Genomic DNA, 15894 nt, shown 5'->3' with positions numbered 1-15894 from the left:
ACCAAAACCCCAGGCAGCTGAACCGCACGACTTCCTCAAGGACTGAAGAACAATGGGCATCCGATCCGGCACACAGTACCTGGACACATTGAATTCCATGCGACCGCACGTGGTCATCGATGGTCAGGTAGTCAGCGAAAACATCGCCGATCACCCTGCGTTCAGGAATGTGGCGCGGTCCTACGCCCGGCTATTCGATCTGCAGCACGATCCCGAGTATGCGGACCGGCTGACGTACCCATCGCCGTCGAGCGGTGACCGGGTCAACGCCTCCTTCCTCGTGCCGCGCACGGTCGCGGACCTGGAACGGCGTCGTGCGGCGACGGCCTGTTGGGCCGAATATTCGCAGGGTTTCCTGGGCCGCACCGGGGATTACATGAATGGGTGCCTGACCGCGCTGAGCGCGGCCGAACACTGGTTCGCCCAGGCGGACCCCATGTTCGGCGAGAACATTCGCCGGTACTACGAGTTCTGCCGGGAGAATGATCTCCTCACCACCCACACGCTGATTCCGCCGCAGGTCAATCGGGCGGTGTCGGGATCGGAGCAGCTGGGTGGTCACCTGTCGGCCCGCATCACCGAGGAACGCGACGACGGAATCATCATCAACGGTGCCCGCATGCTCGCTACCAACGCCCCCATCGCCGATGAACTGCTCGTCTTCCCATCCACCCTGTTGCGCGGAACCCCCGAGGATGCGCCGTATTCCTTCGCGTTCGCGCTCCCCAACGACGCTGAGGGTCTGAGGTACCTGTGCCGTACCCCCCTCCACAATGGTGGGTCGATCCACGACGAGCCGCTGGCTTCGCGGTTCGAGGAAATGGACGCCGTCGTCATATTCGACAACGTGTTCGTGCCGAACGAGCGCATCTTCATGCTCGGGCACCCCGACCTCTGCAACGGCTTCTACTCCGAAACCGGCGCCGGGGCGCTGATGACCCACCAGGTGGTCACGCGGACCATAGCCAAGAGCGAGTTCTTCCTCGGCCTGGCAGCGGAGTTGTCGGAGTCCATCGGTATCGGCGGATTCCAGCACATCCAGGAGGATCTCGCCGAGCTCATCCAGACGGTCGAAATCGGCAAAGCCCTGCTGCGGGCGTCCGAGGTCGATGCCACACCGAACGACGACGGCGTGATGTTGCCGAAGTGGGCCACACTCAACGCGGCACGCAACTGGTATCCGAAGGTGGCCCAGCGCTTCCCCCAGATTATCCGCAAATTATCCGCCAGCGGCCTGATGGCGCTCCCGGGCGAGGCCGATCTGGCCAGTGCGGCGCTGCCAGATATCGAACGGTATCTCCAGACCAAAACGCTCACCGGACCCGAACGGGTGCGGCTATTCAAGCTGGCGCATGACGCGTCAATCTCCGGTTTCTCGGGTCGTCAGGCCCTGTATGAGTATTTCTTCTTCGGCGACCCGGTTCGGATGGCCGGGGCGCTGGTCAAAAGCTATGACACTGCCCCTGTCCAGGCGCGGGTGCGCGAGTTCCTGGCTCGTACCGACTAGCCGCGCCGCCGCCTTTCGACAGGCTTCCCGGCAGGTCTTCCGGCAAGTCGTCGCCGGGGAGCGTGCATTAGGCCATCCCGGGGTAGTATGATCAGCGTCACAAACCGAACGTTCTGTCAGTAAATAGTCCGTCCCACCCTGGAGTACACAATGACGTCTTCTTCCACCAGCGTTGGCCAGCCCAAACAACGCGTGACCCGCGAGGAACGCAAGGTTCTGGCGGGGACCCTGGTCGGCACCACCATCGAGTGGTACGACTTTTTCATTTTCGCCCAGCTGACCGCGACAGTCCTGGCCGGGCTCTTCCTGACACCCCTGTCGGATTCGAACCCCGGCCTGGCCCAGATCCTGTCGTTCGCCCTGATCGGCATCAGCTTCCTCTTCCGTCCGCTCGGCGCGATCGTCGCGGGTCACCTCGGTGACCGGATTGGCCGCAAGGCCGTGCTGGTGATGACCCTGCTCTTGATGGGTGGGGCGACCGCTCTGATCGGCCTCCTGCCGACCTACGCGCAGATCGGCATCTGGGCACCCATCCTGCTGATCCTGTTCCGCATCATCCAGGGCTTCTCCGCCGGCGGTGAATGGGGCGGTGCAGCACTCATGGCCGTGGAGCACGCACCCGTACACCGGCGCGGACTCTTCGGGGCCTACCCGCAGATCGGTGTCCCCATCGGGATGATCCTCGCGACCAGCCTCCTGTTGCTGCTGCGGACGGTTCTGACCGAAGATGAGTTCCTGGCCTGGGGCTGGCGGATTCCGTTCCTGCTGTCGGTGGTCCTGATCGTGGTGGGATACCTGATCCGCCGCTCGGTCGCCGAGAGCCCAGTGTTCAAGGAGATGGCGCAGCGCAAGGCGGAAAGCAAGGCGCCGCTTCGTGAACTGTTCCGGAACCACACCAAGAACGTGCTCCTGTCAGCTGCCATCTTCATCGGTAACAACGCCGCCGGGTACCTCCTGATTGCCTTCTTCATCTCGTATGCCACTGGGCGTCTGGAACTTCCCATCCAGGAGGTGCTGCTGGCAACAGTGCTGGCCTCCTTCGGCTGGCTGATTTTCACCATGGTGGGAGGCTGGCTCTCCGACAAGATTGGCCGGGTCCGGACCTTCCAGATCGGCTATGCCTGGGTCTTCGTCTGGATGATCCCGATGTTCATGCTGATCGACACCGGCGACATCGTGCTCTACGGGGTGGCCCTGTTCGTCCTGACCATTGGGTTGGGTCTGTCCTACGGCCCCATGTCGGCCATGTACGCCGAAATGTTCCCCGCCCAGGTGCGGTACTCGGGCATCTCGATCGGCTACGCCCTCGGCGCAATCCTCGGCGGAGCGTTCGCTGCCACAGTGGCGCAGGCGCTCCTTGAGGCGTACGAATGGTCGGGTTCCGTGGCGATCTACATCATGGTGCTGTGTGTGATTTCCTTCATTGGCGTCAGCCTGGTCAAGGAGACCAAGGGCGCACCGCTGGGCGTGTCTCACCACTAGCGCGTCATACTGCATCAACGGGGCCGGCAGCGGCGGGAGACCTCCCGCTGCTTCCGGCCCCGTCCGTTGTGCAGCAGTGTTAACCTAGGTCCATGCCAGAGATGCCTGAGGTGCAGGGACTCGTTGATTTCCTTCGGCGGAAACTCATCCCCGAGGACGGTCCGCCCGCCGTCGTCGCCGGTCTTGAGGTGGCGTCCTTTTCGGTGCTGAAGACGGCCAAGGTACCCGTGCAGTCCCTGGCTGGGCTGCAGGTTCAATCAGTTGACCGGTGTGGCAAATTCCTGGTGCTGGAAATCGGCGGGCTATTCCTGGTGATGCATCTGGCCCGCGCCGGGTGGCTCAGATGGTCCGACAGTCTCAGCACGGCACGCCTGAAGCCGGGCAAGGGGCTAATCGCACTGCGGGTCCGGTTCGCGGACGCTGGCACCGAACCTGGACCCGGGGGTGAGCCGGGCTTCGACCTGACCGAGGCTGGGACCCGCAAGTCGCTGGCCGCCTACGTGGTCGAGAGCCCTGAGGAGGTTCCCGGGATTGCCAGGCTGGGACCGGATGCGCTTGAGTTGGACCTGGCGGGATTCAAGCCCCTGCTACACGCCCACGCTGGCCAGATCAAGGGGCTGCTGAGGGATCAGTCAAAGATCGCGGGAATTGGCAACGCCTACAGCGATGAAATCCTGCACGCGGCACGGCTCTCGCCGTTTGCCCTGGCCAACAAGCTCGACGACGACGCCGTCGCCACCCTCCACACCACCATGCACCACCTGCTGCGGACAGCGATCGAGGCTGCGTCCGGGCGGCCCGCCAAGGAACTCAAGGACACCAAGCGGCAGTCACTGCGGGTACATGCCCGCACGGGCGAGGCATGCCCGGTCTGCGGCGACACGGTGCGCGAAGTCTCCTTCGCGGATTCCTCGCTGCAGTACTGTCCCACCTGCCAGACCGGCGGCAAACCGCTGGCCGACCGGCGTACGTCGAAGTTCCTGAAGTAGCCGGCGCACCTGGCCGGTGCCGTGCGTCTAGCGTTCTGACCGGCCGGGCCTGAACCGTCGGTAACTGTAGACGATCAGGCCCAACGCAATGATGCCTGAGCCGATCATGGTGCCACCGGTGACCCAGCCGCCCGGCAGCCACCACCGGTCTTCCAGCGGCCACCAGCCGGGGACCTCGGGTTGTAACCCCCAGATCACTCCCGTGGCCATGAGCGTCAGCGCGCTCAGCACACTGAGCACAATGCGGGGCCAGGTCAGCATGCCCAGCTCGGCCGCCTGCATGGCCCGCGCCATCACCGGGTGCAAGAGCCGTTCCGCCCAGGGATAGCGGAAGGACAGCACTGCCAGTCCGGAAGCGACCAATAGCAGGCCCGGACCGGGGAGGACCAACCCGGCAATACCAAGCACCACCAGTGTCCACCCGCCCACTTCAATGGCGACTCGCCGTATCCAGGGGTGCACGCGGTCCGCCTTCATCATTTGATTAGCTTGCCATATTCGGTCCGGCGCCCGCGCCCAGGAGCGAGCCCTGGGCCATTCGATGAGTCAGCGCCACCGGGACTCGCTAGGATGACAGGACGAGTTGAACAGCAACCAGAAGGAGCGCCATGACTGAGCAGCCTGAGCCGGAAAATGCGAACGCCGACGAGAAGTCGAAAGGCCCCGAAGGCACTATCCCGGAGTCCGAGGAGGGGGTAGGAGCAGGAGTCACTGAAGAGGCCTCGAGCTTTGAGCCCGAGGAACCCTCGGACGAAGACAACTAGCTCCCCGAACCACTTTTCCAGGTACTGAGCGCCGCTGAGCGGGCCGCGACGCATGGCACGATGCGCGGCGCCAGTACCTGGGTCCGATGCGCTCGTGTGCGGGGGAGTGGGGGTGCTAGCCAAGGGTGGGTGCGTGGGCCGGCGGTGCCGGAATGTAGACGTTGCCGGTGGTTATCCCGCCGGTGATCGCCCCCGGCGACTCAGCGGCTGACTCGTCCGAGTGGGCCTGCCCGGCGGGCCTGGACACCAGGAGGTCGTCGTCGGCCGCGGCATACTCACGCAAGGCCAGGGCAACCTCGTGGGCATCCGGGCGCTGCTGGGGGCCGCGTGCCGTCATGCTGGTCAGGAGCGGGGCCCAGAAGGGTCCCAGATCGGCGGGAACCTCAGGATCGCGCAGGAGCCGGGCGACGGCCGCTTCGACGACGGCGCCGGGAAAGGCTTTTTTGCCGGTAAGGCATTCGAGCAGCACCAGGCCGAGGGAGTAAATGTCGGATTTGTAGTCGACAGCCGTTCCGTGCGCCTGCTCGGGGCTGAGATAGTTGGCGGTGCCGATGGTGGCGCCGGTAGCGGTCGCCGCCGAGGCGTCAACCATCCGCGCAATGCCGAAGTCGGTCAGCTTCGAGTACAGTCGGGTGTCCTGCTCGTCGGAACGGTACAGCAGGATGTTTGCGGGCTTGACGTCCCGATGGATGACGCCCTGGGAATGGACGTAGGCCAGCGCATCGGCCAGGTCGGCACCGAGCTGGGCCACCGCTAGGGGTTCGAGGCGTTCGGTCTTCAGGAGTTTCCTCAGATCCAGCCCATCGACGAGTTCCATGACCAGAAAACTGGTGGTCCGGCCCGACTCGTCCTGCTGCAGCCCCGCATCGTGGAGGGTAACAAGGCCCGGATGGTTCAGCGTGGCGAGCAGTAGTGTTTCGGTGTGCTGCCGGCGGTAGTCGTCGTCGTCGGAGGTACTGGGGTTGAACACCTTGACCGCGACGTCGCGGCCCAGGTTCTGATCAATCGCGCGGTACACAGCCGCCGCGCCGCCCGTGCCGAGGAGCTCGGCGGTTCGATACCGCTGCGCTAGCAGTTGGTTCACGGGGTCCTCACCGTACGAGAGATTGACAGGGATCAGCTCGTATTACTAAGTCCGCTGACTATGCCACGCTATCGTACTTTAGCGCGAGTAGTGACGCGCCGCACGGAGCCAGCGAAAAGCGCGGTGGGCTAACCGTTGAGGAACTCAATCGCCGCCGTTTTGAAGGCCCTCGACGTCACCGCATTGGTGTGGGTTCGGCCCGGGAGCCAGACAGTCTCCGCGCGCGGACTCAACGCGGCCAGCTCGGGCATGGTGGTTGCCCGGTCGTCCTTGTCGCCGGCGACCAGCAGCAACGGCATGTGCGGCACTGCCTCGGCAGCGTTGAACGGCTCGCCCTTGATCGCCTCCACCATGGTCAGCAGCGCGAAGACGTCGTGGGATGGCACCAGCCGGGCCATCCGTAACAGGCCGGCGGTCGAGGCGTCGTCGATCGGGGTGCCGTCGGTCAGGTGCTGCTGGGCGGCGGGAAGGTCAAAATCAGCCAGGGGGTCTGCGGTGCCCGGCCCCCCGAGGACCATCCGGTGCACCAGTTCAGGCTGGGTGGCGCCAAACTCCCAGGCAAGTCTCGATCCCAGCGAGTATCCGATAATGTCCACGCCGCTGGAAGGCTTGGACTCGTCGAGGGGGCTCACCTGGTAGTCCAGCAGGAGCTGCAACAGGTCGGCCCGGATCCGGCTTGGTGCGTACGCATCACGTTCCTCGGGGGAGGCGCTGCTCCCGTGGCCCGGCAGATCGACGGTAATCACCCGCCGACCGGCGTCGGTCAATGCCCTCACCCAGCCCGAATCATGCCAGTTCAACTTCGACGACGACGCAAATCCATGCAGCAACAGCACAGGGCGTGCGTCGGACTTTTGCGCAGGTCTGTGTTCCTCAACGGACAGGTGCGGGTCAATGCCCTCCACGAGGTGGTCCCGGTGGCGTCCCATATCGATCTCCCTCAGATTAGGCGTGTCAGTCGTCGTCGGACCCGAGGCTCAGGCGCACCCGCCGCTTGGGCGCGCGTTCCTCGGGCACCGTGCCAACAATGCCGGCCGTGTTGTCGGGGACCTCAAACACAATCAGAGGGTCCCCCACTTTCACTACGTCTCCCGGCTCACCATGAACTCTAACCACTGTTCCCGCCTGCGGTGAGGGTAACTCCACCGCAGACTTGGTGGTTTCCACCTCAACCAGCGGCTGATTGCGTTCAACAGTGTCACCCACGGCGACCAACCATTCCAGGACTGTAGCTCGATCAGGCCCTCACCCAGGTCGGGTAGCGGAAAGGACAATTCAGCCACGGCGATGCTCCAATACTCGTTGAATGCCGAACAGGATCCGGTCGATGTTCGGTACGTACTCGTCTTCCAGATCGCCGGAGGGATACGGGACATCAAACCCTGTCACCCGTTCCACCGGTGCCTTCAGAACATTGAAGCACTGCTCGGTCACCAATGCCGCGATTTCGGCGCCCAGTCCGCTGGTGCGCGGCGCTTCGTGGACGACGACGGCGCGCTTCGTCTTCAGCACTGACGCTGCAAGGCCTGCAGCGTCGATCGGCTTCAGCCAGCGCAGATCGAGGACTTCGACGTCGATCCCGTCTTCGGCCGCGAGCTCGGCTACCTGAAGGCAGCGTGACACCATCGCACCCCAGGCGATCAGGGTGACGTGCCGACCGCTGCGGGCGACGCGCGAGCCTTCGAGGGTGCCGCCGTCGGCGGTGTCGACCTGTCCCTTTTGCCAGTAGCGGGCCTTGGGCTCCATGAAGATCACCGGGTCGGGGCGCCGCACGGCATGCTTGAGCAGGTGGTAGGCCTGATGGGGGTCCGACGGCGACACCACCTTCAGCCCGGGCACGTGGGCGAAGAGGCTCTCAAGCTTTCGCCGTGGTGTTCGGGCGCGCGGATCCCGCCGAAGGAGGGAACCCGCAGGGTGATCGGCATGGGGAGGGTGCCCCGGCTCCGGTAATTCATCCGGCCGATCTGGCACACAATCTGGTTGACGGCGGGGTAGGCAAACCCGTCGAACTGCACTTCAGGGATGGGGTGGAAACCTGCCATCGCCAGCCCCACCGACATGCCCAGGATGCCCGATTCGGCCAGGGGGGTGTCGAATACCCGGTCCGCACCGAACCGCTGCTGCAGCCCGTCGGTAATCCGGAACACGCCACCGAGCTGGCCCACGTCTTCCCCGAAGATGAGGGTCTTGGGATTCTCGTCCAACGATTCTGCCAGCGCCCGATTCAGCGCCTGCTGCATGGAGAGGTGCTCGAGGGGCGACTCGGGATCGACTGTGACCGGAGCCGTGATCTCCGCCGTCTGCTCAGACATGCTCTGATTCCTCTCTCCATGTTGTCTCCTGCTGCTGCAGGGCGGGCGTGCTCTCCTGGAAGACGTAGGTGAACATCTCGGATCCGGGCCGCGGCTCGAGAGCCTCCAGACCCTCCCTGACCCGTTCGGTTTCGGCCTCGGCCTCGGCGAGGACGGCGCCGAAGTAATCGGTCTCCGTTCCGTAGGCGGTACGCAACAGGTCCGCGCAACGCTGCACCGGATCGAGGCTGCGGGCTGCCTGCTCGTCGGCGAGGGAGCGGTAACGGCCCGGGTCATCGCTCGTGGAGTGTGGACCCAGGCGGTACGTGTTGGCTTCGATCAGCATGGGTCCGTTCCCGGCGCGGCAATGCTCAACCGCCTGCCGGGTCGCCGCAAGGACGGCGACGACGTCGTTGCCGTCCACGGTGAGGGACGGCATCCCATAACCGGCGGCGCGGGCCGCCACGGCGCCACCGGCAACCTGCGCGGCGGTGGGGACGGAGATCGCCCACCCGTTGTTCTGCACGAAGAAGACCACGGGGGCTTTCATCACCGCAGCGAAGTTCATTGCCTCATGGACATCGCCCTGGGAGCTGGCTCCGTCGCCGAAATAGGTGAGAGCGACGCCGCTGCCGGTACCGGGCTGACGCTCATGCCGGGCGAGGGTCTGGCCGTGGGCCCACCCGACGGCGTGAAGAACCGATCCGGCGACTACCGCCTGGATGGGTGCAAGGTGAGTGGCAGCCGGATCGTAAAGCCCGCCATGCCAGGTGGCCTTGTGGGTGGCCATGTACTGCACCATGTCAACGTTCATGGCCCGGGCCACGCCCATCTCCCGGTAGGTGGGGAAAACGAAGTCCAGCGCAGTGTCGACGGCGAAGCCGCTGCCCACCTGGGCCGCCTCCTGACCCAGCAGGGGAGCGTAGCCGGGGATGATGCCCTGCCGCTGCCAGCGGACGGCCGCTATATCCAGCTGACGCACTGTTACCAGAAGCCGGTAGAGCCTCTTCAGTTCCTCCTCGGGAGGGGTGGGCGTGGAGTTCATTGCCATCCTTATGATCGAAGTCACTCTGCTCGAGCGACGCTACGTCCAAAATGCAGCCTCTGCAATCTGTGTGGTGAGAGCTGCGCAATATGTCTCGAAATGCTGAGACATGTTGGCAATTGATATACAAAGTGTTCGATAGGCTGGGAAAAAGACGGCACAAAAAAAGCGACAGGAGCACGTGCGCCGTCGAACCCACCCCTGCCGCTTGGTCGAATAGACCAACGTCTGTGACAGTAGTCACTATTTCGCCAAGACACAACACCGGCGCGTCTTTTGCTCCCGAAAGGTTATCCATGGTCATCGATCCCCTCGATTCACGAATCGCTGAGCTCTTCACCGATGATCCGCGGATGAGTGTGCTTGAGGCGTCGAGGCGCCTCTCGGTTGCCCGCGCCACCATCCAGGCGAGGCTCGACCGCATGCAGCGCGACGGGGTGATCGCCGGCTGGGGGCCGAGGATTGAACCGCGCAGCCTGGGCTACCCGGTGGTGGCCTACTGTTCGCTGACCATTCACCAGGACTCCGGGCACGACGCCGTCGCCGTCGCGCTGGCGAAGATCCCGGAGATCCAGGAAGTGCACACCGTTTCGGGCGAGAGCGATCTGCTCGCCAAGGTGGCGGCCCGGTCCAACCCGGACCTGCAGCGGGTGATTGACGCCATCATCGCTACCCGGACGGTGGTGCGCTCATCGACCGTGATCGTGCTGAATACCCACTTCGAGGGTCGGACCCTGCCGCTGATGCGTGCTGCCGCCGAGCACGCCCCCACCAAGCCCCGCACCTAAGTCACCCCCACCCCCGCACCTAAGTCACCCCCACCCTCGGGTCGAGTCGCCAGAAATAACCGATTTTCGGGCCGTAAACCCGTCATATCTGTTGACTCGATCCCGGGTTGGGGTGGCTCCGTGCGGGGGCGGGTTGGAGAACCGCGGGTTTCCCGCTAAAATCAGTTAAAGTCAATCTGACATTAACTCATGGGTGAAGCACTAGGCGAGGGGATCCGATGTACGCAGACGCAGCAAACGTCTCCGAGCGGCAGTTGCAGCCACCCGCGCTGGCGATTTCAACGGTGATCTTCGCGCTCCGGCCGAGTGCGACGTCGGGCCGGCCCACCCTGTGGTTGCCGCTGGTCCGGCGGATCAGGCAGCCCCATCTCGGCAAGTGGGCGTTGCCGGGTGGCCCGCTAGCCCAGGTGGAGTCGCTCCAGGATGCCGCGTCGCGCAACCTGCGGGAGACTACCGGGTTGGTCCCCAATTATCTGGAGCAGCTTTACGCGTTTGGCGGTTTGGACCGGGCCGCCACTCAACGCCTGGTCTCTATCGTCTACTGGGCGTTGGTACAACCCGACGAGGCTGCCCTGACCCAGGAATCCGAGAATGTGAAATGGTTCCGCGCCGACAAGCTCGAGGATCTCGCCTTCGACCACAACTCCATCGTGGATTACGCCCTCTGGCGGCTGCGCAGCAAGGTGGAATACGGCTCGATCGCCTACCACTTTCTTGGCGAGACCTTCACCCTGGCGCAGGTCAGGGAAGTCTACGAGGCGGTCCTGGATCGGCACCTGGATCCCGCCAATTTCCGCCGTCAGCTTCGGGCCACCCCCGATATCACCCCCACCGATGACTACCTCCAGGGAGTGCGACACCGGCCGCCCCGGCTCTACCGCTATACGGGGTCCACGGGGACCCTCGGCACCCAGGCCACGTCCGGCCAGGCCACGCCAGCAGAGACCACCTCCACCAGCGCTTCCAGCTCCACCATCGCCTCGACTGACTAGAGTTTCAGGAGTTTCCCATGACTAGTGTCACCACTGCGATCCAGCTTGTGACCCGCGAGCAGGCCCAGACCCAGCGAGTCACCACGTGCTCGCCCGCCCTCGCCAAAGACCCCTGGGCGATCGACCGGGAAATCCAGCCCACCTACGGCCCCGGCGCCTCGATGGCCGACCCGGCGCCGCTTTCCTCGCCGCGACAGGGGGAGCTGCCCGAGGAGTACCGGCTCGCCACCGACGAGGAGCTCGACGTCCGTATTCTCGCGGCCAAGGCGACCCTCGGGGACCGGGCGGTCATCCTGGGCCACTTCTACCAGCGCGACGAGGTGGTCAAATACGCCGACTTCATCGGCGATTCCTACCAGCTCGCCCGCGCCGCCACCGAGAAGACCCACGCGGAAGCTATCATCTTCTGCGGCGTCCACTTCATGGCCGAAACCGCCGATATGCTCTCCCGGCCAGACCAGGCGGTGATCCTCCCCAACCTCGCGGCGGGCTGTTCAATGGCCGACATGGCCGACATCGATTCGGTGACCGACTGCTGGGAAGACCTTGCCGAGCTGTTCGGAACAGAGCCCGACGACGACGGCCGTGTCCCCGTTATCCCCGTCACCTATATGAACTCCTCGGCCGCGCTGAAGGGTTTCTGCGGTCGCAACGGTGGAATCGTGTGTACCTCCTCGAACGCCGCGGCCGTCCTCGAGTGGGCCTTTCAACGGGGCCAGCGGGTGCTGTTTTTCCCCGACCAGCACCTCGGCCGGAACACGGCCAAGGCGATGGGGGTACCGGTGGAGCAGATGCCGCTGTGGAATCCGCGGAAGCCGCTGGGAGGCAACGAGGAGGCTACGTTGCAGGACTCCCGGGTGATCCTGTGGCACGGTTTCTGCTCGGTGCACAAACGCTTCTCCGTGAACCAGATCGAAAAGGCCCGGGCGGACTTTCCGGGTGTCCGGGTAATTGTCCACCCGGAATGCCCCATGGAGGTGGTTGATGCTGCCGATGAGTCCGGCTCCACCGACTACATCCGCAAAGCGATCGAAGCCGCCGCACCTGGCACCACCTTCGCCGTCGGCACCGAAATCAACATGGTCAACCGGCTTGCCAGCCAGCACCCCGAACACACCATTTTCTGCCTCGACCCGGTGATCTGCCCTTGCTCCACCATGTACCGCATCCACCCGGGATACCTGGCGTGGGTCCTCGAAGCGCTGGTGGCCGGCACGGTGCTGAACCGGATTACCGTGGCTGAATCGGTCGCCTCACCATCCCGGGTAGCGTTGGAGCGCATGCTCGCCGTCCAGCCGCGACCGGTCCAGCCATGAACACCTCGCCGGAACACGTGCTCGTTGTGGGCAGCGGCATCGCCGGCCTGTACTCGGCGCTTCGCCTCCGGCAAGCCCTACCCGGCGCCGCGGTCACCCTGCTCACCAAAGGGAACCTGGCGGACAGCAACACCTGGCATGCCCAGGGCGGCATCGCCGCGGTACTCCCGGGCGGGAATGATCTGGTCTCCAGCCACGTGACAGACACACAGCTGGCCGGCAACGGCTGGTGCGTACCCGAAGCGGTCGAGGTCCTCTGCGCTGCGGCTGCGGACCACATTGGGGTGCTACTGGCGCTGGGCGCGCCCTTTGACCGCACGGCCAGCGGAGAACTGGCACTGGGGCGGGAAGCCGCGCACTCGGCGTCGCGCATCCTTCACGCCGGCGGCGACGCGACCGGTGCCGCCGTCGCGCAGGCGCTGATTGCCGCGGTCCGGCAGGATCCCGGCATCGCGGTGCTCGAACACGCGTTCCTCGCCGACCTGCGCACCGACGAGGCTGAAGCGCCCACGGTCACCGGTGCGTTGATCCTGCGTGCCGGGGTACTGACCACTGTCGACGCCGACGCCGTCATCCTTGCGACGGGTGGGGCCGGGCAGCTGTTCACGCACAATACGAATCCCCTGGTCGCCACCGGGGATGGGCTGGCTGCCGCCTGGCGGGCCGGCGCCGTCGTGAAGGATCTCGAGTTCCTCCAGTTCCACCCCACAGCCCTCGATGTCCCCGGCAACCTGTTGATCTCAGAGGCTGTCCGCGGGGAAGGCGCGATCCTGCTCGATGGGTCCGGGGCACGGTTCATGACCGCCTACCACCCGGCAGCGGAGCTGGCCCCACGGGATGTCGTTTCCCGAAGCATCGCCCTGCACCTCCGGGAGCGAGGCGAGGACCGGGTATACCTCGACGCCACCGGGCTCGGCGGAGCTGGCTTCCTTGCCGCCCGGTTCCCCTCCCTGCACCGGCAAACCACTGCCCACGGTTTTGACTGGTCTGCTGAGCCGTTGCCGGTCGTCCCCGCAGCCCACTACTGGATGGGGGGAATCCAGACCGACCTGTGGGGGAGGACCTCCCTGCCCGGCCTCTACGCCGTCGGCGAGACCGCCTGCACCGGCGTCCACGGCGCCAACCGGTTGGCGTCCAACTCCCTGCTGGAAGGACTCGTTTATGCCGGGCGGGCAGTCGACGCCCTCGCCACGCAAACAGCGGCCGACGACGGCGGCTGGCCCACGTTCCCGGCCATCGGGCTCGAGTTCCCGGAACCCGACCGGTCCGAGGTCTGCGAACGCCGCACCCTGCAGAGCTTGATGACCGATCACGCAGCAGTGACGCGCAGTGCAGCCGGCCTGCAGGTGGCCGCCAAACAGCTCGACCAATACTCCACCGCCGGGGACACCGTCGCGGAACGCGAAACCGCCAACCTGGTAGTCGCCGCACGGCTGCTCGTGCACGCTGCCGCTGCGCGCGAGGAGTCCCTCGGAGCCCACTACCGCACGGATTTCCCGGGCCCCCGCCCGGCGGAAAGCGCCCCGCAGCTCACCTCCTATCGAAGGGCAAGGTCATGAGCCAGCCGACCGGGCAGCCAGCACAGGCCGACGTCGACCGCATCGTTGCCGCGGCGCTCGCCGAAGATGCGCCCTGGGGCGACATCACGTCGGAGACCCTGATCCCGGCGTCGGCTAGAGCCGACGCAGCGATAGTTGCACGCGAGGCGGGAATCTTTTGCGGCCAGCAGGTCATCGAGGCCTCGATGCGGCTAACCGATCAGCGCCTCACCGTGCGGTTTCCGGTGACGGATGGGGACGCGTTCGACGTCGGCACTGTGCTGGCCGTTCTGTCCGGTCCCGCCCGATCCCTGCTCACCGCCGAGCGGGTTGCCCTGAACCTGGCGCAGCGGCTCAGCGGGATCGCCACCCTGACCGCCCAGTTCGTGCGGGCAGTGGATGGCACGCCCGCCCGCATCGTCGATACCCGAAAAACCACCCCGGGCCTGCGGGTGCTGGAACGCTACGCGGTCCGCTGCGGGGGCGGGTTCAATCACCGCTTCAGCCTCTCGGACGCGGTGATGGCCAAAGACAACCATCTGGCCCTCCTGACCCGCGGGGGAACCACCGGGCTCACCGCGGCGCTCGCCGCTGCGAAGGCCCGGCTTCCCCACACGGTGCACTTCGAGGTCGAAGTGGACCGGATCGATCAGATCGAGCCGGTGCTGGCGGCAGGGGTGGACACGATCATGCTCGACAATTTCAGCCTGGCCCAGTTGTCTGAGGGAGTGCGGCTGGTGGCTGGGCGTGCCCTGGTTGAAGCCAGCGGAAACGTGCGGCTGGACACCGTCGCTGCCATTGCCCGCACCGGGGTGGACATCATTTCCTCCGGCGCACTGACGCACAGCGTCCACTCACTCGATCTGGGGTTGGACCTTGAGCTGACCTCCGCCCAGCCAGCCGCCGCCGGGAGCGCCACGGAGGCCGCCCTGTGATTTATCTGGATGCCGCGGCCACTGCCCCGCCACGTCAGGAAGTGCTGCAGGCGATGTGGCCGCTGATGAGCACCAACTTCGGCAATCCCTCCAGCCACCATGCGCTGGGGGAAACGGCAGCGGCTGCCCATAAAGCTGCACGGCAACAGGCCGCGACAGTGCTAGGGTGCCGCCCCTCCGAACTCACCTTCACCTCGGGTGGCACCGAAGCCAACAACCTGGCGCTGAAGGGCATAGCGCTTGCCGCCCCCCGCGACCGCCACCTCGTGACCAGCGCCGTCGAGCACCCCGCCGTGCTGGAAACCCTCGACTACCTGCACCGGTTTCATGGGTTCCGGATCACTGTTGTCCCGGTGTCGGCCACCGGTCTCGTTGAGCCTGACTCGCTCCAGAAGGCACTGACACCGGGCACCACGCTGTGTTCAATCATGTACGCCAACAACGAGGTCGGGACGGTCCAGCCACTGCGGGTACTCGCTGGCCTCTGCGCGGCGGCATCGGTGCCCTTCCACACCGACGCAGTGCAGGCGGGCGCCTGGTTGCCACTGAGCGTCGCCGAGCTCGGGGTTGACGCGCTCACGCTGTCCGGGCACAAACTGGGCGCGCCCAAGGGGGCCGGTCTGCTCTACCTCAAAGGCCGGATCCCGGTGGAACCGCTCATCCATGGTGGCGGCCAGGAACGTGGACGGCGTTCCGGAACCGAGAACGTTGCCGGAGCGGTGGGGCTCGCCACGGCGCTCGCCCTCGCGCAGGACGAGCGGGATACCGCGGTCCCCGCGGCAAAAGCCCAGCGGGACTATCTCATCAACCACGTCCTGGACACCGTGCCCGGCGCCGTACTGACCGGAGACCGGGAGCAACGTCTCCCGAATCTCGCGTCGTTCTGCTTCCCGGGAACCAGCGGTGAATCGGTGTTGCTGGAGCTCGAGCGCCGCGGCGTGGTCTGCTCCAGCGGGTCGGCGTGCGCCGCGGGAAGCGACGAGCCGTCGGCTGTCCTGCTGGCGCTCGGAATCGACCGTACAACAGCCCAGACGGCGGTCCGGTTCTCGTGGACCGCAGCCACCACCGAACGCGACATGGCCCTGGCCTCCCGTGCCGTCACCGCGGCGGTCGCCTCGGTCAGGGCACTGGGCCGCCCTGCTTAACGGAATCCCCGCCCTGGC

At 65.6% G+C, this 15894-nt stretch carries 14 protein-coding genes and 2 pseudogenes; 10 read left to right on the top strand and 6 right to left on the bottom strand.

The window, feature by feature from the left end; genetic code table 11:
* Nucleotides 1–52 precede the first annotated feature (52 nt).
* The 3 genes from hpaB (at nt 53) to DDA93_RS09440 (ending at nt 3978) form a co-directional block, all read left to right on the top strand.
* The gene (hpaB, locus tag DDA93_RS09450) at nt 53–1507 is read left to right on the top strand and encodes a 4-hydroxyphenylacetate 3-monooxygenase, oxygenase component (protein WP_116778628.1); all 1455 of its coding nucleotides are present in this window, start codon (nt 53–55) and stop codon (nt 1505–1507) included.
* Nucleotides 1508–1657: 150 nt separating this feature from the next.
* Nucleotides 1658–2989, top strand: a complete 1332-nt coding sequence (locus tag DDA93_RS09445; protein WP_019481222.1) for an MFS transporter — start codon at nt 1658–1660, stop codon at nt 2987–2989.
* A gap of 92 nt (nt 2990–3081) precedes the next feature.
* Entirely contained in the window at nt 3082–3978 is an 897-nt protein-coding gene (locus DDA93_RS09440; protein ID WP_116778627.1) for a DNA-formamidopyrimidine glycosylase family protein, read from the top strand.
* 27 nt (nt 3979–4005) lie between these two features.
* Here DDA93_RS09440 and DDA93_RS09435 read toward each other — a convergent pair whose 3' ends face one another.
* Nucleotides 4006–4440 (bottom strand): PGPGW domain-containing protein, encoded by a 435-nt coding sequence (locus DDA93_RS09435; RefSeq protein WP_243400575.1) that lies wholly within the window; start codon nt 4438–4440, stop codon nt 4006–4008.
* Between the two features lie 146 nt (nt 4441–4586).
* On the opposite strand from DDA93_RS09435, the gene DDA93_RS16305 reads away from it, so the two are divergent.
* A complete protein-coding gene (locus tag DDA93_RS16305; protein ID WP_156911140.1) occupies nt 4587–4742 on the top strand; it encodes a hypothetical protein in 156 nt (51 codons plus the stop codon).
* A 115-nt stretch (nt 4743–4857) separates the two neighbouring features.
* Here DDA93_RS16305 and DDA93_RS09430 read toward each other — a convergent pair whose 3' ends face one another.
* From DDA93_RS09430 to DDA93_RS09410, 5 genes and pseudogenes are all read right to left on the bottom strand, one after another.
* Nucleotides 4858–5826, bottom strand: a complete 969-nt coding sequence (locus DDA93_RS09430; RefSeq protein WP_116778625.1) for a serine/threonine-protein kinase — start codon at nt 5824–5826, stop codon at nt 4858–4860.
* A gap of 128 nt (nt 5827–5954) precedes the next feature.
* Nucleotides 5955–6755, bottom strand: coding sequence for an alpha/beta fold hydrolase (locus DDA93_RS09425; protein ID WP_116778624.1), 801 nt, complete (start codon nt 6753–6755; stop codon nt 5955–5957).
* A gap of 25 nt (nt 6756–6780) precedes the next feature.
* Nucleotides 6781–7109: pseudogene (locus DDA93_RS09420) on the bottom strand (biotin/lipoyl-containing protein).
* Nucleotides 7102–8138: pseudogene (locus DDA93_RS09415) on the bottom strand (alpha-ketoacid dehydrogenase subunit beta). The pseudogenes DDA93_RS09420 and DDA93_RS09415 overlap by 8 nt, the downstream one beginning before the upstream one ends.
* Nucleotides 8131–9162 carry a thiamine pyrophosphate-dependent enzyme gene (locus DDA93_RS09410; protein ID WP_116778623.1) on the bottom strand — a complete coding sequence of 344 codons (1032 nt, stop codon included), beginning with the start codon at nt 9160–9162 and terminating at the stop codon, nt 8131–8133. The pseudogene DDA93_RS09415 and the gene DDA93_RS09410 overlap by 8 nt, the downstream one beginning before the upstream one ends.
* A gap of 296 nt (nt 9163–9458) precedes the next feature.
* On the opposite strand from DDA93_RS09410, the gene DDA93_RS09405 reads away from it, so the two are divergent.
* From DDA93_RS09405 to DDA93_RS09380, 6 genes are all read left to right on the top strand, one after another.
* The gene (locus DDA93_RS09405) at nt 9459–9950 is read left to right on the top strand and encodes an Lrp/AsnC family transcriptional regulator (protein WP_116778622.1); all 492 of its coding nucleotides are present in this window, start codon (nt 9459–9461) and stop codon (nt 9948–9950) included.
* A 218-nt stretch (nt 9951–10168) separates the two neighbouring features.
* Complete coding sequence (locus tag DDA93_RS09400; RefSeq protein WP_024476211.1) at nt 10169–10942, top strand: NUDIX domain-containing protein; 774 nt, start codon at nt 10169–10171, stop codon at nt 10940–10942.
* Between the two features lie 17 nt (nt 10943–10959).
* Nucleotides 10960–12258, top strand: a complete 1299-nt coding sequence (gene nadA, locus DDA93_RS09395; protein ID WP_116778621.1) for a quinolinate synthase NadA — start codon at nt 10960–10962, stop codon at nt 12256–12258.
* Complete coding sequence (gene nadB, locus DDA93_RS16485; protein WP_116778620.1) at nt 12255–13817, top strand: L-aspartate oxidase; 1563 nt, start codon at nt 12255–12257, stop codon at nt 13815–13817. The genes nadA and nadB overlap by 4 nt, the downstream gene beginning before the upstream one ends.
* Complete coding sequence (nadC, locus tag DDA93_RS09385) at nt 13814–14731, top strand: carboxylating nicotinate-nucleotide diphosphorylase (RefSeq protein ID WP_116778619.1); 918 nt, start codon at nt 13814–13816, stop codon at nt 14729–14731. The genes nadB and nadC overlap by 4 nt, the downstream gene beginning before the upstream one ends.
* Complete coding sequence (locus DDA93_RS09380; protein WP_116778618.1) at nt 14728–15876, top strand: cysteine desulfurase family protein; 1149 nt, start codon at nt 14728–14730, stop codon at nt 15874–15876. The genes nadC and DDA93_RS09380 overlap by 4 nt, the downstream gene beginning before the upstream one ends.
* Nucleotides 15877–15894: the final 18 nt, after the last annotated feature.

Origin of the sequence: Arthrobacter sp. Bz4, from assembly GCF_003075455.1 — a bacterium.
Classification (GTDB): Bacteria; Actinomycetota; Actinomycetes; order Actinomycetales; family Micrococcaceae; genus Arthrobacter_D.
The sequence above is the reverse complement of the archived record's forward strand: the minus strand, read 5'-3'. Positions and strand labels throughout refer to the sequence as shown.